This window comes from Tamlana sp. I1 (genome assembly GCF_015355625.1).
Taxonomy (GTDB): Bacteria; Bacteroidota; Bacteroidia; order Flavobacteriales; family Flavobacteriaceae; genus Pseudotamlana.
Map to the genome: position 1 here is coordinate 130608 of NZ_JACLAF010000008.1, position 20645 is coordinate 151252.

Genomic DNA, 20645 nt, shown 5'->3' on the forward strand with positions numbered 1-20645 from the left:
ATATAGCGGATAGCGGGATTAGCTACAAATTATTATAAATCGAATCCGATATTAACACCCAATTTGTTAGCGATAATTTTAGTAATGCGTTGTTTTAACTCAGGAATTTTTACCGAGCTTAATACATTATTACTAAATGCATACATTAAAAGGGCTTTGGCTTCTTTTTTAGGAATACCACGCGATTGCATGTAAAATAAGGCACTTTCATCTAACTGACCAATGGTACAACCGTGAGAACATTTTACATCGTCTGCAAAAATTTCCAATTGTGGTTTGGTGTTTATAGATGCTTTATCGCTTATTAAAATATTGTTGTTCGCTTGGAAAGCATTTGTTTTTTGGGCTTCTTTTTCAACAATAATTTTTCCGTTGAAAACGCCTGTTGAACTATCGCCAAAAATACCTTTATAATCTTGGTGACTTTCGCAATTTGGTTCGATATGGTGTACTAATGTATTGTGATCTACATGTTGTTTATCGCCAAGAATAGTTACACCTTTTAATATAGAATCGATGCGTTCTCCTTCTTGGAAGAAATTAAGGTTGTTTCTAATTAATTTCCCGCCAAAGGCAAATGTATGTACCGAAGCAATACTTTCACGTTGCTGCTTAATGAAGGTATTATCGATTAATGAGGCGTTTTCGGCATCATTTTGAATTTTGTAATAATCGACAATAGCACGTTTTTTAGTGAAAATTTCGGTTACACTATTGGTTAAAACAGGGTTTTCTGTTAAACTTTGGTGACGCTCGATAATTTGAACATGCGCATTCTCTTCAGCAACAATTAAATTACGAGGTTGAAGTAAGGTTGCCGATTCGTTTCCTGTTGAAAAATTGATAAACTGAATCGGTTTGTCGGCAATTTTATTTTTAGGAATGTGTACATAAACCCCTTCTTGTGAAAACGCCGTGTTTAACGATGGTAAACTATCGGTTGTAGCTGCTTTATTGAAATGGTTTTCAATAATTAAGCGGTATTTCGGATTTGTTAAAGCAGAAGACATTAAGCACACATCGATACCATCGTGTGTGGTGTTCGATAAATGTGAAGAATATTTTCCATCGATGAAAACCACATGGTAAGTGTCGATTTCGTGGATGAAATATTTTTTAACATCTTTATAATCTATTGCATTTTCTTGCTTTGGGAAAACGCTATAATCTTCTTTTAATAATTTATTTAAAGAGGTGTATTTCCAAGCTTCTTCCTTTTTAGTAGGAAAGCCTTTTTCTTCAAATATTTTTATAGCTTCAGATCTCACATTATGAACGAAAGTGTCAACATCGACCTTGTTTTCAAATGCTAAAAATGATGATACTAATTTGTCTTTTAAATCCATTGTTATAAATCGTTTCAAGTTTAATGTTTAAAAAGTTCCAAGTTGTTTACTCAACCCCTTTATTTAAACTTGCTTCCTTTAAAATCTTTTTTGTTCAAATATGAAATGAAAGCAGATAAACGCATGCTTAATTGTTCATATTCTGAAACTAATGTTTTGAATTTTTCTTCTGAAATATATTCTGAATCAAAAACTCTATATAATTGTGACCTTGTTTCTCCGGCTGAACCTTTTGCTATTGAAAGAAATTGACGAAATTCTAAGTTTCCATCTCTTTCAAAACCTTCGGCAATATTATCCATTACAGATCCAGATGAAGCTTTTATTTGGTCTTTTAATCTGAAATCATTTTTTAAAGCTGTTTCATTGGCAATATCTTTAATTTGATTAAATAGTCTTCTGGCTTCTTGCCAAGTTTCTAAATCTTCAAATTTAGTGATAGTCGCCATGAACTTGAAACATTAAACTTTAAACCTTTTCAACTTCCTTACGCGTTCGCTTCTTCTTTAATCCAGTCGTAACCTTTTTCTTCAAGCTCATGAGCCAGTTCTTTACCGCCCGATTTTACAATACGACCATTGTGTAATACGTGTACAAAATCTGGAACGATATAATCTAATAAACGTTGGTAGTGTGTAATTACCACTACGGCATTGTCTTTACTTTTTAATTTGTTTACACCGTTTGCAACGATACGTAGGGCATCGATATCTAGACCAGAATCGGTTTCATCAAGAATAGCCAATTTAGGTTCAAGCATCGCCATTTGGAAAATTTCATTACGTTTTTTCTCACCACCCGAAAAACCTTCGTTTAATGAACGTGATAAAAATTTACGATCGATTTCTAGCATTTCAGATTTCTCGCGAATAAGTTTTAGCATGTCCTTAGCTGGCATATCCTCTAAACCTTTTGCTTTTCTCGATTCGTTAATGGCTGTTTTGATAAAGTTTGTAACCGAAACTCCAGGGATTTCTACAGGGTATTGAAACGATAAAAAGATGCCTTTGTGAGCGCGCTCTTCGGCAGCTAATTCTTCAATGTCTTCACCTTCAAAATAGATTTTACCATCGGTTACTTCGTACTCTTCTTTTCCAGCGATTACTGAAGATAGGGTACTTTTTCCAGAACCATTTGGTCCCATAATGGCATGAACTTCGCCTGGTTTTACTTCAAGGTTAATACCTTTTAAAATATTTTTATCCTCGACACTTGCGTGTAAATTCTCAATTTTTAACATACTATTGGTTTCCTAATTTTACAACTTTGTTATCTTCTTTTGGAGCAGGTTTTACGTTGATTATTTCAACAATTTCAACTTTATTATCCCAAAGAATTACATCATCTTTTTGATTTGTAACTTTTCCTTTTATTTCAATTTGAACCAGATCTGTTGGTTCTGTTTTGTATTTCTCGGCAAGTGTGTTTAATTCCTTTGCTTTGCTAGTCATTAACACCCCGTAAATTTTATTGTGCGATTGTAAAACCGCAGCGCCATCAAAATACACAAAATCACCTTTTATGGTGGTTAACTCGTCATCACTATAAGTTTTTGATATTTCGTTTTCTGCATCTTTTACATCAGATTTAGAATCGTTTTTACAACTTACAAATACCGTTAGGAGTAATGTGATAAAAAATAGTTTCTTCACTTCAATTTATGTTTTAGGTTTCTTTTGATGAGATTTCCACTTTCGTGGAAATATTATCCAACGCTTCCTTCTAAACTAATTTCTAATAATTTTTGGGCTTCCACAGCAAACTCCATTGGAAGTTTATTTAAAACCTCTTTACTAAATCCGTTTACAATTAAAGCAATGGCTTTTTCGGTATCGATACCACGTTGGTTACAGTAGAAAATTTGATCTTCACCAATTTTACTGGTTGTAGCTTCATGTTCGATTTTTGCCGTTTTGTTTTTTGCTTCAATGTACGGGAAAGTATGCGCGCCACATTCGTTACCCATTAATAAACTATCACATTGTGAAAAGTTACGAGCGTTTTCTGCTCTTGAATTAATTTGAACTAAACCACGGTAACTGTTTTGCGATTTTCCTGCTGAAATTCCTTTTGATATAATAGTCGACTTGGTGTTTTTTCCCAAGTGAATCATTTTTGTTCCTGTATCGGCTTGTTGGTAATTGTTAGTTACTGCGATTGAATAAAACTCACCCACAGAGTTATCACCTTTTAAAATACATGATGGATATTTCCAAGTTACTGCCGAACCGGTTTCTACTTGTGTCCAAGAGATTTTTGCGTTTTTTTCGCATAAACCACGCTTGGTTACAAAGTTGTAAACTCCACCTTTTCCTTCGGCATTCCCTGGAAACCAGTTTTGTACCGTTGAATATTTTATTTCAGCATCGTCTAAAGCGATAAGCTCGACAACTGCTGCGTGTAATTGATTTTCGTCACGACTTGGTGCGGTACAACCTTCTAAGTAACTTACGTAACTGCCTTCATCAGCAATGACTAGAGTACGTTCAAACTGTCCTGTTCCTGCTTGGTTAATTCGGAAATAGGTCGATAATTCCATTGGACATTTTACGCCTTTAGGAATGTAGCAAAAAGAACCATCACTAAATACTGCAGAGTTTAAAGCGGCATAAAAGTTGTCTTTTTGTGGTACTACCGTTCCTAGATATTTTTTCACAAGTTCTGGGTGCTCCTGAATGGCTTCAGAAATACTCATGAAAATAATACCTTTTTCACCCAATGTTTTCTTGAATGTTGTTGCAACCGAAACCGAATCGACAACAATATCCATAGCAATATTGTTCATTTTTTTCTGCTCATCGACAGAAATACCTAATTTTTTGTACATGGCCAATAAATCAGGATCTACATCGTCTAATGTTTTATTAGGATCTACAGATGTAGGTGCCGAATAGTAAGCAATGGCTTGAAAATCGGGTTTTTTATAATGTACGTTTGCCCATTCCGGCTCAATCATTTGTTCCCAAGCTCTAAAAGCATCAAGCCTCCAATCGGTCATCCATTGTGGCTCATTTTTCTTTTTAGAAATAGCGCGCACAATATCCTCATTTAAACCAATAGGAAATGTATCAGACTTTAAATCGGTATAAAATCCGTATTCGTATTCTTTGGTTTTTAGCTCTTCGCGTAAATCATCCTCGGTATACTTGCTCATATGTTGTTGTCATGTTGAAAAGTATAAAGTTATAAAGTTGAACTTAAGTATTTTATTAAGCCACTAATTAACTTTGATACTTCATTTACTTCTAATGTTAATTTATTAAATTCAATGTCATTTATATATTCTAAATCAAAAGCTAAATATAATTGAGAGCGAAACTCTCCAGCTGATGCTTTGGCTATGTATAAAAAACGTATGAACTCTTTTGTTGTTTCTCTTTCAAAACCTTCAGCTATATTTGAAGAAATTGAAATACTTGATCTTCTTATTTGATCTCTTAATCCAAAATCTTTAGAAAAAGAGGTGTTATTAATTGTTATTTGATAAATGTCTTTATTTAATGCTCTTGCTTTCTGCCATGAAAGGATTTCTTCAAAAGAATTAAATTTCGCCACCTACTTTACTACTTTAAAACTTTTCACTTTTAACTACAATGAAAACGATTCGCCACAACCACAAGTTCGGTTGGCATTTGGATTGTTAAATACGAATCCTGTTCCATTTAACCCTCCAGAATATTCTAGTGTGGTGCCAATTAAATACAAAAAGCTTTTTTTGTCGACAATAATTTTAACGCCATTATCTTCAAAAACTTTATCTTCATCTTGTTGTTCTTTGTCAAATTTTAAATCGTAAGACAAGCCAGAACAACCACCGCTTTTTACGCCAACACGTACGTAATCTTTAGCGACATCATAACCATCATCGGTCATGAGCTCAATCACTTTTTTCTTAGCTGTTTCAGAAACTTTTATCATAATTCTTTATTATATTTTATTCATGTGAAACTTAATTTATTTGCACATGTAACCGTTTCAATAAAACCAACCTTTTCAAATACTTGCGATTGTTTTATTAAGACGGATTCTAAAATAGAGTGCAAATATACAATATAAGTCAGCGAATACCATGTAACCTAACATTATATTAATAGATAGTTTGATAGATTTTTATTATTAATTATTAAAAGCAGAATTATTAATAAATTCATAATCAGATAGGGAAAGTAGAAAACTTTTTAAATCGGCTTTGTCCTGATCGGTTAAACCAACACCGCCAAGATGCACTTTTTTCATTAAAGGATCGATGGTTGAAGAATTTTTTAAGCCTTCGCTATAATGATTGATGACTTCTTCAAGCGTTGCAAAACGCCCATCGTGCATATAGGGTGCGGTAAAGGCTAAGTTTCGTAATGATGGTGATTTGAATTTGCCGTTGTCGGCGGGATCGCCAGTAACGGCGCCCAAACCAAGGTCCGTAAAGGTTTCGTCTAAACCGTTATTATGAAAAATATTGTCGGTCCATAACGGGTTTTTATCGCTGCCATGACAGTGAAAACAATCGCCGCGATTTTCGTCCATAAACACATTAAAACCGTTTTGTTCTTCAGGTGTTAATTCGGCTTCGCCTAATAGAAATTTATCGAATTTTGAGTTAGATGAAATTAAAGTACGTTCAAATTGAGCGATGGCTTTTACCACTAAATTGGAGTCGATTTTGCTGGTTCCGAAGGCTTTTTCAAATAAGCTTGGGTATTCTGAATGCTGTTGTAATTTGTTTGAAACCTCTTGCCAATTACTGTGCATTTCGATAGGGTCTGAAACCGGTACGAATGCCTGATGTTCTAGGCTGAAGGTATTACCATCCCAGAAGAATTTTTCATCGTAATTCCAGGCTAAATTAAAAAGCGGCATAGCATTTCGGCTGCCTGAAATACCATCAATGCCTGTGCTGAATCTATCAGGATCTGTAAATGCATGTTCTGGCGCATGGCAATCTGCGCAGGCTTGTGTGTTATTTCCTGATAAAATCGGGTCGAAAAATAATTTTTTTCCAAGCGAAATGCCTTCCTCGGTTTGCGGATTATCTGCTGGAATGATGGGTGATAAAATAAGGGTTTCAAAAAGTGGAGGAATGTTTAAAGGACTTGGCGTAGGCACATAGTTTTCTGCATTTTCATTAGAGCAAGAAAAACTCATGAAAATGAAAAACAAAGCACCGTATACTATCCACTTTTTCAAGCTGTTTTATTGGTCTATTGATTCTAAACTAAAAACTGATTGTCCGTTTTCGTACATTAAAATTTGGGCATCATAATTAGGCATAAGCATGTTGTTTAATTGGTTTAAATCCCAAGTGTTTGGGTTTTTAAACCATTCGGAAACATTCATATTTATATTAAACGTTGTGCTTTTTGAAAGATTGATTTCGCCTAAATCAACTTCAAAAAAAGTGTCTTCAAAAACCAACTCGGGGCCTGTGTTATCAACCGCTCTAATGGTGTGGTAGGCATAACCGGTTTCGGTGCTCGTATTGTCTATAAATTTACCTTCTAATTGCATAAAATGGTAGCCGCCACCTAGCATTTCTGGGACGTTCCAAGATTCTGAGTTTAAGTCTTGGTAGTTGTTATAATTGTCTTCATTGTCAAATCCGAAGGTGAAAAACACACGGCTATAAGTGCCAACAGGAATGGCGTATTTTGGTGTAAAACTTAGGTTTTTTCCGTTGGTAATATCAACTAAATTATAGCCGTCTAGCGTATAAGTTTCGCCATTTTCTTTTTGAAATGTAATTTTTGAAATAAGATAACGCAGCTTGGTAATACTCAGTTCCTCGCCGTGAGCATTGGTGAATTCAATAGTATTAAAATTGGATGCTGTTATTGGTGTGTCATCCCAAGAATGATTGAATTTTAAGGTGACCAGGGCAGGGAAAACATCATCGTCTTTGTCTTTATGACAAGACAGTAAACACAGAAAAAATACCGATGAAATCGCAATAAGTTTATTCATTATATATATTATTTTAATTTGATAAGTAAGCCGTCCGAAAACCCTTTGTTCGACGGGATATCACCGTCTGCACTATTAGTTTCGCCTGCAACAATTATACTTTTATCGTTAAGTTCTATGGCGTCGTAAGCAAAATCGATATCCTGTCCGCCTACTGTTTTTTGCCAAATAATCTTGGCAGCGCTATCAATTTTTAAAACCCAGGCATCATTTTGTCCTTTATTTTCAGAAACATCGCCATTCGAACTCCGTGAACTTCCAGCGATAATAAAATCGCCAGCTTCGGTTTTCGAAATTGAGCGCCCAGCATCAAAACTTGTGCCTCCAAAATTTTGCCCCCAAATGAGATTTCCTGTTGGGGAAATTTTAATCACCCATAAATCGGCAGCGCCATTGTTGTTAGAAACGTCTAAATCACTACTTCTAGTATCGCCAATAATAATATAGTTGCCGTCGCCTGAATTTGTAATCGCATGGGCTTCGTCTATACCAGAGCCGCCAAAAGATTTTTCCCAAAGGAGTTCGCCGTGTTCAGAGATTTTAACTACCCAAAAATCATAGCTGCCTTTATTGTTTTTAATATCAACATCATTACTATCCGAAGATCCTACTATAATATAGCCTTTGTCTTCGGTTTGAATTACATCGTAAGGCGTATCGGTAAACGTGCCGCCGTAATAATGGCTCCATTCTTTTTCGCCTAAAGCATTTAGTTTAATGGCCCAATAATCGCCTCCTGCATGAAGTTTTGCCATGGCCATTTTACTAATGCCTTGCCCGCCAGAAGCCGTAACGTCTAAATCACCAATTAAAAGGTAGCCCTCATCTTGTGTTTGAATGAGTCCTCTGCCGTTATCAGCCCCACTAAAACCAAAGGATTTTTTCCAAGTAATTGTTCCTGAAGCATTGAGTTTGCAAATCCAAAAATCGGTGGCGCCATTATTTTCCGAAACATCGCGGTCGCTACTTTGGCTGTATCCAAAAACAGCAAGACCACCATCGTTGGTTGCAATAAGGTCTGTTCCTCGGTCGTCAAGCGAACCACCAAAGGATTTTTGCCATTGAAGTTGGTCGTTTTGGTCGAATTTTAAAAGCCAATAATCAAAGGAGTTGTCGGGTTTGTCTGTGAGATCACCGTCCATGCTTTGTGCATGTCCTAAAGCCGCATAACCACCATCGGTAGTTTTTATAATCGATTTAAAACTTTCATTTAAAGAACCTCCAAATGTTTTTGAAAAAGCAATTTCAATTTTGGGAGTTTTTGGAGTTTCAGGTGAATCTTCTTTTGATGAACAATTGAAAATAAATACGGTTAAAATCCCGATGATGATTCTGCAGTAATTCATAAGAAAATCTATTACAAATCACTTTTTCGTATCACAAATAAACCGCGATTAATGTCGCTAATTATTATGTTTCCGCTAGGTAAATAAGGGTAAACACTCCAGGCGCCATTAAATTCTGTATTGTTATTTTCAGGATACGTATCGAAATAAGCACTTTCAGAAATGTTTTTATTTTCAATATCAGATATGTCTAATGCTCGAAATCCTGCGGTATAACTTGCTTGGTAATAGGTGTTGTTTTTTACATAGCCATTATGGTCGATTGCAGTAGAAGGGCCAAAATAATTCGTGTGGTGTTTGGGGTTGTCTAAATCGGTGAAATCAAAAACTAAAGTTTTGGTGTTTATTCCAATATTTACTTCATCCAGTTCGTCGCCTAAAATAAAATAGGTCATGTCTTCGGTAAACCAGCCTTGGTGCGTGTAGCCAACACTATTGTAGCTAATTTTTGAAAGCTCAATTGGGTTTGCTTTATCAGTAACATCTACAATAACGATTTCAGTCTCATTACTGCCAATTAGGATTTCTTTGTTAGCGTGTTCGGTATCTGGACCATTATATGTTACGGCTTGTGCATCGTGAGAATAGCCTGGAAATCCGCCTGCATCTATGGGGTTTATCGGGTCATTAATGTCAATAAATAGAGGGCCGCCACTATAGGTACCCGATCGGCTTGTACCTACAGCATAAGCGAATCCAGAATCTTCATTAATAACTATGTTGTGGGCGCTTCCAAAATTGGTGTATCGGCTATCTGCTGTAAAAATTTCGGGCGGATTTGCTACGTTTCTAAGTCGTGTTAAGTCGAAAATTTGCATGCCATGATCTTGAGCGTTATCAGCAACAATATAAGCGTGGTTTTTGTAAACTTTTATATCGCGCCAAGAGCTATTTATGGTTGCAGTAGGCAGTTTTCCAACTAAAACGGGCGCGTTTGGGGTGCTAATATCTACAAAAGCCACACCGTTAGAGGCACAAAATAAGGCGTATTCTTTTTGGTTACTCGGGTCGACCCAGCCCCAGCAATCGGTTCCGGAAGCACCAGATCCGCCTAATGTTTCAAGGGATACATGGCCCATTAAATCGTAGTCTTTGCATGGAAAAATATCAGCTAAACCATCTGTGCAAAATGCTAGAGGTGTAAAGGGGTAGTCTGTATCGCAAGCGTCGCCAATGCCATCGCCATCACTGTCTTCTTGATCTGCATTTGGTGTTTCAGGACAATTGTCAACATCGTCTGGAATGCCGTCATTGTCTGAATCGATGATAACTACAATTTCATCATCGGAATCCGATTTACAGGATTGTATTGTAATTGCAAAAAAGCAGCATATTACTAGTGTGATTGTTGTTAGGAGATGTTTCAATGTATATTTATTTAAATAACTAAAATAGCTTATGTTTTAGTATAAAGATAGTAAAAACAAAAAAGCTTCTTATTTTTGCAGCATGATAGAAGATAAAAATCAACAACGTACAAAATTAAGTGATTTAGGTGAATTCGGACTCATAGATCATTTGACTAAAAATTTTAAAATTACGCATAAATCAACAGTTAAAGGTATTGGTGATGATGCAGCTGTTTTAGAATTTAATAAAAAACGCATTGTCGTGACCACAGATTTATTGGTTGAAGGTGTGCATTTCGATTTAAGTTATATGCCATTAAAGCATTTGGGTTATAAGTCGATTGTTGTGAATTTATCGGATGTTTTTGCTATGAATGCAAAGGCGACACAAGTAACCGTATCCATTGCGGTATCAAATCGTTTTCCATTAGAAGCTTTAGAAGAATTATATGCTGGTATTGAAACGGCAGCACATATATATAATGTCGATGTTATTGGAGGCGATACCACATCGTCTACCACAGGTTTGTTAATTTCGGTAACAGCCATTGGCGAAGTAGAATCTGGCTTGGAAGTGTATAGAAACGGAGCAAAACCAAGCGATTTGTTGGTTGTAACGGGCGATTTAGGCGCTGCTTATATGGGCTTGCAGGTTTTAGAACGTGAAAAAGAAGTTTATAAAGTAAACCCTAATAATCAACCCGATTTAGAACCGTATAGTTATATTATCGAGCGTCAATTAAAACCTGAAGCTCGTAAAGATGTGGTAAAATTATTAGAAGAATTGGATGTGAAACCTACGGCTATGATTGATGTTAGCGATGGTTTGTCTTCTGAAATTATTCATATTTGCAAACAAAGCGAAGTAGGCTGCGATTTGTATGAAGACAAAATTCCGTTAGACCCTCAAGTGATTTCTACTTGCGAAGAATTTAATATTGATAGTACAACAGTGGCGTTAAATGGTGGAGAAGATTATGAATTGTTATTCACTATTTCTCAGGCTGATTATCCTAAAATTAAGGCTAATCCAAATTTAACAATTATTGGGCATATGAAGGATGCTTCGGAAGGTTTGCACTTGGTAACAAGAGCAGATACAAGAATTCCGATTAAGGCACAAGGTTGGAAAAACTTTAATGAATAAGCAAGATTATGAATAAGGGAAGTGAGTTGTGTCTTGCTGTAGTTTTTAAACTTGTTCGTAAATAGGTAAACTACTAATGGTTTTGCTTTTTAAACGCTCTGATTTCGAGTTGTAAATGCGCTCTAAAAGGGCGTTTATTTCTCTAAATTTTGGGGTTAATTCTGTTAGTTTGCCGTTGCTGTTTGTGGTTAATTCATGCTTGCAATGTTTGCAGGTGTATTCTTTTACATGTGAGGTTACTTTTTTACTAACCACATAGTCATGTCCAAAAAAATGGCAATACATTTTCGGAATTAAAGCCAGCTTATTTGTGCTTGGTCTCATCATTTTACATTTAGGGTTGCACTAAATGTAATAATAAAAATAAATAACGCGACAAAAAGCTATTTATTTTCGATGAAATACATGATTTCATGTAGTACTTCACTTTCATTTTCGATAAAACTCATGTGTCCGTCGGGTAATTCAATGATTTTCACCTCGGTACCTTCCGCTTGCTCTAAAAGTGACTTGTAGTCTAAAACAGGATCGTTTTTACTTATAATCATCATTTTCTTAAACGGTGTAAAATGCAATAACGCTTCTCGGTTATCTCTAATTTTCATGCCTTCCAAAGCCGCAACAATTCCTTGAAGAGGTGTTTGTAAGGCTTCTTTTGTGAGCTCTTTTATTTGTGTTTTAAAAATAATTCGGTTTTTAGGTCGAAATAAATTGCTAATACCAATCTTAATAAAAGTTTTGTGGTTTTGTTTAACGGCTACAATGGCGCGGTCTCTATTGATTTGTTTTTCTGGTGTGTCTGAGACTGCTGTCGAATTTAATAAGCACAATCCTTTTAGCGCATCAGGATTTTTTTCCGCGAAAGCGAGCGCCACATAACCGCCCATTGAATGTCCGATCATGGTGGAACGCCGAATTCTTAAGTGTTTTAAAACAGCCTCAACAGCTTCGGCCATAAGTTCCATGCTGTGTACATAACCCAGGCAGCCCGTTTTGCCATGCCCCAATAAATCGATGCAAATTAGTCTGTTTTTTTTTGAAAAAGTTTCAATAAAAGGCTTCCAAATGCTTATGTTTTCTAAAAATCCATGAAGTAAAACTATGGCATTTCCTTTTCCTGAATCGCTATAATTAATAAGTGTTCCTTTGTATTCGAGAGTCATAAATTGTTTATCTGTTGCAAAGATAAATTTTACGATGGAAAATATGGAAGCGTTTTTTTGGTTTTAACTTCATTGTGAAAGATTATTTAAAAGTGCTTCGTATTCTTCAAAGCGATGTGCTCTTATAGGACGAATTTTCGGTTCGGTTGAAAAATGTAACAATAAACAGGGGCTAATTTGTTTGTATTTATCAACATATTCGTAGCCAACTAATTCATTGTTGTTAATGCGTTGCTTTATTTTATTGTGGTAGGGATACATGCTTGTTTAAGTCTAATCAGGGTTGAGTTTGTGATAAAAGTTACACTCTAATTTAAGCGTTTAGTTGAAATTTGAATATAATTTACAATTAAAATGGAAAAAATCATCGTTATAGGAGGCTTATCTGCAGGTCCTTCTGCTGCTGCTAAAGCTAGAAGAGAAAACGAACAGGCTGAAATTATTTTGTTTGAAAAGGGTGCGCATGTAAGTTACGCGACTTGCGGAATGCCTTATGCGTTTTCTGGTGTTATTGATAGTAGGGATAAGTTGATGGTGGTTAAGCCCGAATTGCTTCAAAACCGTTTTAATATCGACGTTCGATTGAATGAAGAAGTAATCAACATAAACACTAAGGGTAAAATGGTGTTTTCTAACTTAGGTTCTTATAACTATGACAAACTGATATTCGCTACGGGAGCGAGACCGGTGGTGCCGCCCATTGCAAATATAAAATTAGCGCGTAATTGGTCGACTTGTCGTTCTATGGCTGATTTCGATAAAATCGTAAAATTAGGCTTGGCAACAGCGTCTAAACATATAACCGTTGTTGGTGCTGGATTGATAGGTGTTGAAGTGGCTGAAAATTTAATTGAAGCAGGAAAAAAAGTGACTTTAATTGAAGGGGCTTCACATGTTTTAACTATGTGGCAAAAGAAATTTGGCGATTTTTTGGAACGCATTTTAACGTCTGAAGGTGTTGAGGTTTTAACCAGTACTTTGGTTTCTAAATTTGATATTGATAAAGACGGCACCATTGAATCTGTAATTACAAAAGACGGAAACCGTATTCCAACCGATTTCGTGATTTTAAGTGTAGGTATAAAACCCAATACAGATTTATTATTGGCTGAAGGCGCAGAATCTATTGAAAATGGGGCTTTAAAAGTGAATGAATTTATGGAAACTTCTATTAAAGATGTATTTGCTTCAGGCGATAACGTGTCGCTAAAAAATTTACAAACCAATGCTTTTGATTATTTTCCGCTAGGGACACATTCTAATAAAGGCGGGCGTGCTGCAGGAGTAAATGCTTTGGGAGGCGCTATTTCATTTAAAGGAGCTTATAAAACGGCTATTATAAAAGTGTTTGATTATACTTTAGCTAGAACAGGGATGAATGCGACGGCTTTAGAAGTTCAAGGAATTCCTTTTAAAACGGTGTTAACTGTATCAGGAGCAACGCCTGGTTACTATCCTGGACAAAAAGATTTGATTACTGAAATTTATTTTGACCCTGAAACCGAACGTATTTTAGGTGCCGAATTATTTGGAGAAGTTGGGGTTGATAAGCGTGTTGATGTATTAAGTACTGCTATTTATGCGAATCTTAAAATCACCGATTTATCGCAATTAGATTTGGCTTATGCACCACCATTTTCACCTGCCAAGGATCCTGTTGTTGTATCCAGTTTTGTTGCTGAGAATATCATAAATGGAAAAAGTGAACAGATTACGGTTGAAGCTTTTTATGAATTATTAAATGCTGATTCTCAAGAAGATTATTTACTACTCGATGTGCGCTCTGAAAATGAGTATGAGCGAGGTACTATCCCTGGAGCCTTAAATTATCCATTGGACGATTTAAGAAATCATATGGATTTAATTAAAAGTAAAAATAAAAATATAATTATTTTTTGTCAGAAAGGGCTAAGAGGTTATTTAGCAGAACGTATTTTAAGAAACAATGGGGTAGAAAGAATTTCAAACCTTGCAGGTGGTTTTAAGCTATGGTCGATGTTTAGTGATCAAATTGAGGTTCCAGAAGTTGTTGTTTGATCAGCTTAAAAACCTTTTTAAGATTTTACGCGTTTTATAGCCGTAAATGCTTTGTCTACATATTCGTCTTCAACTAAAATGGTAAATTCGTTGGTGGTTGAAATTACTTCATACATCACTACGCCATCCCAAGCTAAACGTTTAAAAAAGTGGTAGTACAAGCCTGCAATTTTCGAGTTGTCTTGTGGTAAATTAATACTGATGGCCGATAAGCCTTCTTGAACAGCAAGCAGTGTTTCGTTTTCTAATTCTTTTTTTATAAATTCATTTAAACTGCTGGAAATAATCAGGTTGCTTTCATGAATCCCTCTTGTAAAGGTGTAAAAAGGTTTTGATTCTATTTTGATGCGTTCAAGGATTTTCGAATGGTTATCAATTAATGTATCCGAATTTTTTACGGTAAAATCGGTAAGATTGGAACGTACTGTAATATCGCCTAAATTTTGAATGGCTCTTTTCATTTTTACCGAATTCGATAAAGTTGCTGGCGGATTGTAGCGACGAAGTGCCATCATAATCGCACCAGGTTTTACATCTTTTTTAAGCATTTTGCTTATTGGTTCCACCAATTCGATGGCAAGCGCACTAAAATTAATGATGTTTCTAGATAAGGCTTCCTCTAAATAAGGTTGTGTAATTAAAATGTCTTCAACGCAATTGGATACCGTTTTCATAAAGTTTCAAATGTTAATTATTTAACAATATGTGTAAAAATAAACTTTTTTTTAAATAAACATCGTGGTTATGCAAATGAATTCTAATTTCGCGCTTTAAATTAATGACAATGAAAGTATTAAAATTTGGTGGGACTTCTGTAGGGTCTGTTGAAAATATGTCCAACGTTAAAAAAATTATTAACGATGGCGCTAAAAAGGTTGTTGTGCTTTCGGCCATGTCTGGAACAACAAATCAGTTGGTTGCAATTGCTCAAGATATTAAAGCAGGGAAAGCGCAAGATGCTGTTGAAAAAGTAAACCAACTTCATGAAAAATATAAAGTTACTATTGATGAACTTTTAAATGATACTGCTTTAAATACTGCTGTGAAAGCTTATGTTTCAGAGGTGTTTGCTTTTTTAGGAGATTGTACGAGTAAGTCTTTTTTAGAAACCTTAGAAAATCAAATTGTTGCTCAAGGCGAATTACTTTCTACTTATATGTTTAATGCTTATTTAAATCAAGAAGGCGTAAGTTCGGCGTTATTGCCAGCATTAGATTTTATGCGTATTGATGAAAATAAAGAACCAGATATCAACTATATTAAAGAAAATTTTAAACGTGTTTTTGACAATACGCCAGATTCTCAAATATACATCACTCAAGGTTTTATTTGTTTAGATGCTGAAGGTGAGATTTCAAATTTACAACGTGGTGGTAGCGATTATACGGCCACTATAATTGGAGCAGCTTTTATTGCTGAAGAAGTTCAAATCTGGACCGATATCGACGGGATGCATAATAACGACCCAAGACATGTTGAAGGTACGCACCCTATTTCAAATTTATCTTTTGATGAAGCGGCAGAGTTGGCTTATTTCGGAGCAAAAATTTTACACCCACAAACAGTAACGCCTGTTCGTGTAGATAATATTCCGGTACGTTTAAAAAACACGATGGAGCCTTCTGCACACGGTACATTAATTTCAAATTTAACTTCTGGCGACGGAATTAAGGCTATTGCGGCAAAAGATGGTATTACGGCTATAAAAATTAAGTCGGCTAGAATGTTGCAAGCACATGGTTTCTTAAAGAAAGTGTTTGAAATTTTCGAAACTTATAAAACATCTATCGATATGATTACCACTTCGGAAGTAGCGGTTTCATTAACGATTGATGACGACAAGAACTTAGAAGCAATTTTAGCTGAATTAGAGAAAATTGCCATTATTGAAGTGGATAAAAACCAGAGTATTGTTTGTTTAGTAGGGCATGAGGTTGTAAATCACGACGATACTTTTAAACTTTTCCAGATTTTACAAGATGTAAAAATTAGAATGATTTCATATGGTGGAAGTCAAAATAATATTTCATTATTAATTGATTCTGAAGATAAAATTAATACGCTTCAAAAACTAAACGATTATTTATTTGAATTAGTCACTCCTTAGATTAATCTAAAGATTTTGAAAGCATAAGGGACGTTAATTTTAACGTCCCTTTTTTTGTTTTATATATCTTATTCCGTGAAAACGGAAGGGTGATTTATGAATTCATAATATCCTCAATTTCTTCAACTTCAATAGGGATGTTTTGCATTAAATTGAAGGGTGCTCCATTTTCTTGAATAACAAGATCGTCTTCTAAACGGATACCAAAACCTTCATTCGGAATGTATATTCCAGGCTCGACAGTAAAGACCATATTGGCTTCCATGGGGTCGGTTAAAATACCGTAATCATGTGTGTCTAATCCCATGTGGTGTGAGGTGCCGTGCATAAAGTATTTTTTATAAGCGGGCCATTCTGGGTTTTCGTTTTGCACATCGGCTTTGTCTAGTAAGCCAAGACCAAGTAATTCGCTAGTCATAAGTTTGCCAACTTCAATGTGGTATTGTGTCCAATCGGTACCAGGAATAAGCATTTTTGTAGCTTCATTTTTCACTCTTAAAACCGCATTGTAAACTGCTTTTTGGCGGTCGGTAAATTTTCCTGAAACGGGAACACTACGGGTCATGTCGCTTGAGTAATTGGCGTATTCGGCGCCAATATCCATTAAAATGAGTTCGCCCGCTTGGCACTGTTGGTTGTTTTCAACATAATGTAAAACATTAGCGTTATTTCCTGATGCAACAATAGGAGTGTAGGCGAATTTTTTAGAACGGTTTCTTAAAAACTCATGCATAAATTCGGCTTCAATTTCATGTTCCCAAACACCTGGTTTTACAAAATTTAAAATTCGGCGAAAGCCTTTTTCTGTGATATTACAAGCTTGTTGGATTAAATCGATTTCAATAGGGTTTTTAACCGAGCGTAAGCGTTGTAAAATAGGATTGCTTTTAGCAACACGGTGCGCAGGGTATTTGTCTTTTAGCCATTTGGTGTAGCGGTCCTCTCGGGTTTCAACATCAACATTAGCTCTGTAGTGTTCGTTGGTATTGATGTAAACGGTGTCGCATTGGGTCATGATTTCAAACATGATTTTTTCCATGTCTTGCAGCCAATACACAGTTTTTATGCCGCTGGTTTCAAAAGCTTTTTCTTTGGTTAGTTTTTCGCCTTCCCAAATAGCAATATGTTCATTTGTTTCTTTTAAAAATAAAATTTCGCGATGCTTTTCTTTTGGGCAATCTGGAAATAAAACTAAAATACTTTCTTCTTGATCTACGCCGCTTAAGTAAAAAATATCGCGGTGTTGTTCGAAAGGTAGCGTACTGTCTGCGCTTATGGGGTAAATATCGTTAGAATTAAAAACGGCTAAACTTTTAGGTTGCATTTGTGCTTTAAAGTTTTCACGGTTTTTAATAAATAGCTTGCTATTAATTGGGCTGTATTTCATTTTTTAAGAATTTTAAAAGGAAGATAAAAGTACTGATTCTGTTCGATTTCAGGAGTTTATTTGCTATATTTGGGAAGGTTCTACTCATTATTTAACTAAAAATTAAGAAGATGGTAATTAATCTTACTTGTTATAAAGCTTTTTTTACTGTTGTCTTTTTTAGTTTGATACTATCTCTAAGTTCTCATGCACAAGTTTTATTACGAGAAATTCCGTTAGAACAACAAGTTGAGAAATCTAATGTTGTGGTTGAAGGAAAAGTGGTTTCTAAAAAATCATTTTGGGGTTCGGATGGTAATATTTATACAGCAAACACTGTGGCTGTTTACAAGGTTTTTAAAGGTGAAACCACTTCTTTAATTGATATTGTAACCCAAGGCGGAACTATTGGCTTCGATTATCAAATGGTTACTCATAGTTTGCAACTTAAACGTGATGATTTAGGTGTTTTTACTTTAGTTGAACATTCAGAGTCTAGTAAAAGCGGAAATCAAATTAAACACTATAAAGTTTATAGTGGTTTGCAAGGTTTTTATAAATATAACTTGCATAATGATGTGGTTTCAAACCCATTTTATTCACAGGAAGGTATCTCTAGTGCGTTTTATAAACAAATTTCAAACTATACAAAATCAGCTTTTATCGCAGTTAAGAATTTTAATGTTGTTGATGCGATTTCAAAAATAAGTCAGTCAAAAAGTGTTTTGGTGCCTACTGAAATTACTTTTGCACCTACCACGGTATCTGCAGGAACGAAATCAACAATTACAATCTCTATTCCTAATGGGGCTACAGGTAATTTTGGAAACACTCAAGGTAAAGTGAGTTTTAGAAATGCCGATTCTGGGGGACAGGATAAAATGGGAGTACCTGATTATATTGATGCTCTAGAAACTCAAATTTTAAATTGGACACCCACTTCTATTACTGTTGAGGTGCCTGATAATGCAGGAAATGGTAATATTCGTGTTACCGATTCTAATTCGAATATTATAGACTCTACTGCCGATTTAGCTATAACTTACGCCTTGCTTAATGTTGTTTTTGATATTGAAGTTTCTGGCGTAACTAAAGATTATGCCTTTGCAACACGTCATGTAAATAACGATGGGAGTGGCGGCTATAAATGGCAAATGGAAACTAGTTTTGATGCCGATGTTGAGCATGCAGGAGCAAAAGCAGCGTATCTATCAGCTTTAGGGACCTGGCGATGTGAAACAGGAGTGAACTTTACAATAGGTGCTGTGACTTCAATTGATAAGGCAGAGTTTGATGGTGTCAATGTGATTCGGTTTGATAATGGCGCAGAATTACCAGATGGAACCATTGGGCAAACTAGTTATTCTTTTTCAGCGTGTGGCACTAGTTTAGATAATATTCAGGCTTTTCCGACCGAGATAGATATGGTTTTTGATGATGAAACCAATTGGTATTTTGGGGATGGTTTACCTGGTTTTCGGGTCGATTTTCAAAGTGTGGCTTTGCATGAACTAGGTCATGCCCATCAATTGGGACATGTTATCCAGGAAATTGATGATGTGATGCATTATTCTATATCTTTGGGCGCTCAAAAAAGAGTGTTGACTGTTGAAAATATTACAGCCGCTGAAATTGTTCAAAGCAAAAGTGAGTCTAGTGTACCAACTTCTAGTTGTTTTTCGGGTAAATCGCCTATGACGCATTATAATTGTCAGTTAAGTACTGAAGATTTTTCTGCAAATCACAAGCTTAAATTGTATCCAAATCCAACAAATGGATTGCTTTATATTCAGTCGGGGGGATTAATTGATTTAGAATACGTAGTTGTTTCTGATGTTAGTGGCAGAATAATGTTTGAAAATAAAGTTTCTAATCTAAGTAATCCCGTTGTAATCGATTTAACTTCATTTTCAAAAGGTGTTTATTTTATCCAAATTTCAGCAAAAAGCGGTGCCTTAACAAAAAAAATCATCTTAGAATAGGGCTTTGTAAGTTAATTTACTTAGATATTTAGTTTACTTCTAAGTAAAAATACGTAGTTAATTATAATGATTCTAAATAACAAAAACATGACAAATGTTATTTGTCTATAATTCGGTTCTGAACTACCTTTGCTAGAATCTTAAAAATAACTTAACTAATGAGCGGATTTTTTAAATCTTCGATAGGAAGGAAGGTAGCCATGGCGCTTTCTGCATTCTTCCTCATGTTTTTCTTACTTCAGCATTTTGCTATTAATATTTTATCGGTAATCAGTCCAGAACTTTTTAACGAGGTGTCTCACTTTATGGGGACAAACCCATTAATACAATTTGCTTTACAACCTGTTTTACTTTTTGGTGTGATTTTTCATTTCGTAATGGGATTCATATTAGAAATTAAAAACAAAAAAGCAAATGGTGTAGCTTATGCTAAAAATAATGGCGCTGCAAACTCTTCTTGGGTAAGCAGAAACATGATTTGGAGTGGGGTTGCTATCTTAGCTTTCATCATTTTACACTTTATTGATTTTTGGTTTCCTGAAATCAACGCGAAATTTATTAAAGGCGATTGGTCTGGTACCATGGCAGGTGTAGAAGGGTATCGTTATTATGAAGAATTGGTTCATAAATTCGTAAACCCAATTCGTGTTGGCGCTTATGTTGTTGCTTTTGTGTTTCTAGCATTACACTTATTACACGGATTCACTTCGGCTTTCCAATCTATGGGAGGTACAGCAGGAAGAAAAAAGACCTTACAAACTATTGGTAAAGCCTATTCAATAATTATTCCTTTAGGGTTTATTTTTATTGCACTTTACCATCATTTTTTTAACCATTAATCTTCAAT

At 35.3% G+C, this 20645-nt stretch carries 20 protein-coding genes; 5 read left to right on the top strand and 15 right to left on the bottom strand.

What is annotated here, in order from left to right; all coding sequences use genetic code 11:
- Window positions 1–32: 32 nt before the first annotated feature.
- The 11 genes from sufD to H6X70_RS08890 all read right to left on the bottom strand — a co-directional run bounded on the left by sufD (window position 33) and on the right by H6X70_RS08890 (window position 10014).
- Window positions 33–1346 (bottom strand): Fe-S cluster assembly protein SufD, encoded by a 1314-nt coding sequence (gene sufD, locus H6X70_RS08840; protein WP_194767406.1) that lies wholly within the window; start codon window positions 1344–1346, stop codon window positions 33–35.
- Window positions 1347–1405: 59 nt separating this feature from the next.
- A complete protein-coding gene (locus H6X70_RS08845; RefSeq protein WP_194767315.1) occupies window positions 1406–1795 on the bottom strand; it encodes a four helix bundle protein in 390 nt (129 codons plus the stop codon).
- A gap of 38 nt (window positions 1796–1833) precedes the next feature.
- Window positions 1834–2586: a Fe-S cluster assembly ATPase SufC gene (sufC, locus tag H6X70_RS08850; RefSeq protein WP_194767316.1), complete on the bottom strand. Its 753-nt coding sequence runs from the start codon at window positions 2584–2586 to the stop codon at window positions 1834–1836.
- A gap of 1 nt (window position 2587) precedes the next feature.
- On the bottom strand, window positions 2588–2998 hold the full coding sequence (locus tag H6X70_RS08855; RefSeq protein ID WP_194767317.1) for a hypothetical protein: 411 nt from the start codon (window positions 2996–2998) through the stop codon (window positions 2588–2590).
- A gap of 53 nt (window positions 2999–3051) precedes the next feature.
- Window positions 3052–4500: a Fe-S cluster assembly protein SufB gene (gene sufB, locus H6X70_RS08860; protein ID WP_194767318.1), complete on the bottom strand. Its 1449-nt coding sequence runs from the start codon at window positions 4498–4500 to the stop codon at window positions 3052–3054.
- A gap of 29 nt (window positions 4501–4529) precedes the next feature.
- Window positions 4530–4901 (bottom strand): four helix bundle protein, encoded by a 372-nt coding sequence (locus H6X70_RS08865; protein WP_194767319.1) that lies wholly within the window; start codon window positions 4899–4901, stop codon window positions 4530–4532.
- A gap of 33 nt (window positions 4902–4934) precedes the next feature.
- Window positions 4935–5264, bottom strand: coding sequence for a HesB/IscA family protein (locus H6X70_RS08870; protein ID WP_194767320.1), 330 nt, complete (start codon window positions 5262–5264; stop codon window positions 4935–4937).
- Between the two features lie 198 nt (window positions 5265–5462).
- Window positions 5463–6527: a cytochrome-c peroxidase gene (locus H6X70_RS08875; RefSeq protein WP_410529860.1), complete on the bottom strand. Its 1065-nt coding sequence runs from the start codon at window positions 6525–6527 to the stop codon at window positions 5463–5465.
- 6 nt (window positions 6528–6533) lie between these two features.
- Window positions 6534–7301, bottom strand: a complete 768-nt coding sequence (locus H6X70_RS08880; protein ID WP_194767321.1) for an MbnP family protein — start codon at window positions 7299–7301, stop codon at window positions 6534–6536.
- Between the two features lie 8 nt (window positions 7302–7309).
- Window positions 7310–8647: a hypothetical protein gene (locus H6X70_RS08885; RefSeq protein ID WP_194767322.1), complete on the bottom strand. Its 1338-nt coding sequence runs from the start codon at window positions 8645–8647 to the stop codon at window positions 7310–7312.
- 11 nt (window positions 8648–8658) lie between these two features.
- A complete protein-coding gene (locus H6X70_RS08890; RefSeq protein ID WP_194767323.1) occupies window positions 8659–10014 on the bottom strand; it encodes a choice-of-anchor B family protein in 1356 nt (451 codons plus the stop codon).
- An 82-nt stretch (window positions 10015–10096) separates the two neighbouring features.
- Between H6X70_RS08890 and thiL the strand changes: the two genes are divergently transcribed.
- Complete coding sequence (thiL, locus tag H6X70_RS08895) at window positions 10097–11143, top strand: thiamine-phosphate kinase (protein WP_194767324.1); 1047 nt, start codon at window positions 10097–10099, stop codon at window positions 11141–11143.
- A gap of 45 nt (window positions 11144–11188) precedes the next feature.
- Here the strand turns inward: thiL and H6X70_RS08900 are convergent, their stop codons facing one another.
- Together H6X70_RS08900 and H6X70_RS08905 are read right to left on the bottom strand one after the other, a co-directional pair.
- Window positions 11189–11470: a hypothetical protein gene (locus H6X70_RS08900; protein ID WP_194767325.1), complete on the bottom strand. Its 282-nt coding sequence runs from the start codon at window positions 11468–11470 to the stop codon at window positions 11189–11191.
- A 56-nt stretch (window positions 11471–11526) separates the two neighbouring features.
- Window positions 11527–12306, bottom strand: coding sequence for an alpha/beta fold hydrolase (locus H6X70_RS08905; protein WP_194767326.1), 780 nt, complete (start codon window positions 12304–12306; stop codon window positions 11527–11529).
- Between the two features lie 354 nt (window positions 12307–12660).
- Between H6X70_RS08905 and H6X70_RS08910 the strand changes: the two genes are divergently transcribed.
- Complete coding sequence (locus H6X70_RS08910; protein ID WP_194767327.1) at window positions 12661–14343, top strand: FAD-dependent oxidoreductase; 1683 nt, start codon at window positions 12661–12663, stop codon at window positions 14341–14343.
- Window positions 14344–14360: 17 nt separating this feature from the next.
- Here H6X70_RS08910 and H6X70_RS08915 read toward each other — a convergent pair whose 3' ends face one another.
- A complete protein-coding gene (locus H6X70_RS08915; protein WP_194767328.1) occupies window positions 14361–15017 on the bottom strand; it encodes a hypothetical protein in 657 nt (218 codons plus the stop codon).
- 110 nt (window positions 15018–15127) lie between these two features.
- Between H6X70_RS08915 and H6X70_RS08920 the strand changes: the two genes are divergently transcribed.
- Window positions 15128–16450 carry an aspartate kinase gene (locus tag H6X70_RS08920; RefSeq protein ID WP_194767329.1) on the top strand — a complete coding sequence of 441 codons (1323 nt, stop codon included), beginning with the start codon at window positions 15128–15130 and terminating at the stop codon, window positions 16448–16450.
- A gap of 94 nt (window positions 16451–16544) precedes the next feature.
- Here H6X70_RS08920 and H6X70_RS08925 read toward each other — a convergent pair whose 3' ends face one another.
- Window positions 16545–17837: an aminopeptidase P family protein gene (locus H6X70_RS08925; protein ID WP_194767330.1), complete on the bottom strand. Its 1293-nt coding sequence runs from the start codon at window positions 17835–17837 to the stop codon at window positions 16545–16547.
- Between the two features lie 110 nt (window positions 17838–17947).
- On the opposite strand from H6X70_RS08925, the gene H6X70_RS08930 reads away from it, so the two are divergent.
- On the top strand, window positions 17948–19798 hold the full coding sequence (locus tag H6X70_RS08930; protein ID WP_194767331.1) for a zinc-dependent metalloprotease: 1851 nt from the start codon (window positions 17948–17950) through the stop codon (window positions 19796–19798).
- Window positions 19799–19956: 158 nt separating this feature from the next.
- Window positions 19957–20637 carry a succinate dehydrogenase cytochrome b subunit gene (locus H6X70_RS08935; RefSeq protein WP_194767332.1) on the top strand — a complete coding sequence of 227 codons (681 nt, stop codon included), beginning with the start codon at window positions 19957–19959 and terminating at the stop codon, window positions 20635–20637.
- The last annotated feature ends 8 nt before the right edge of the window (window positions 20638–20645 follow it).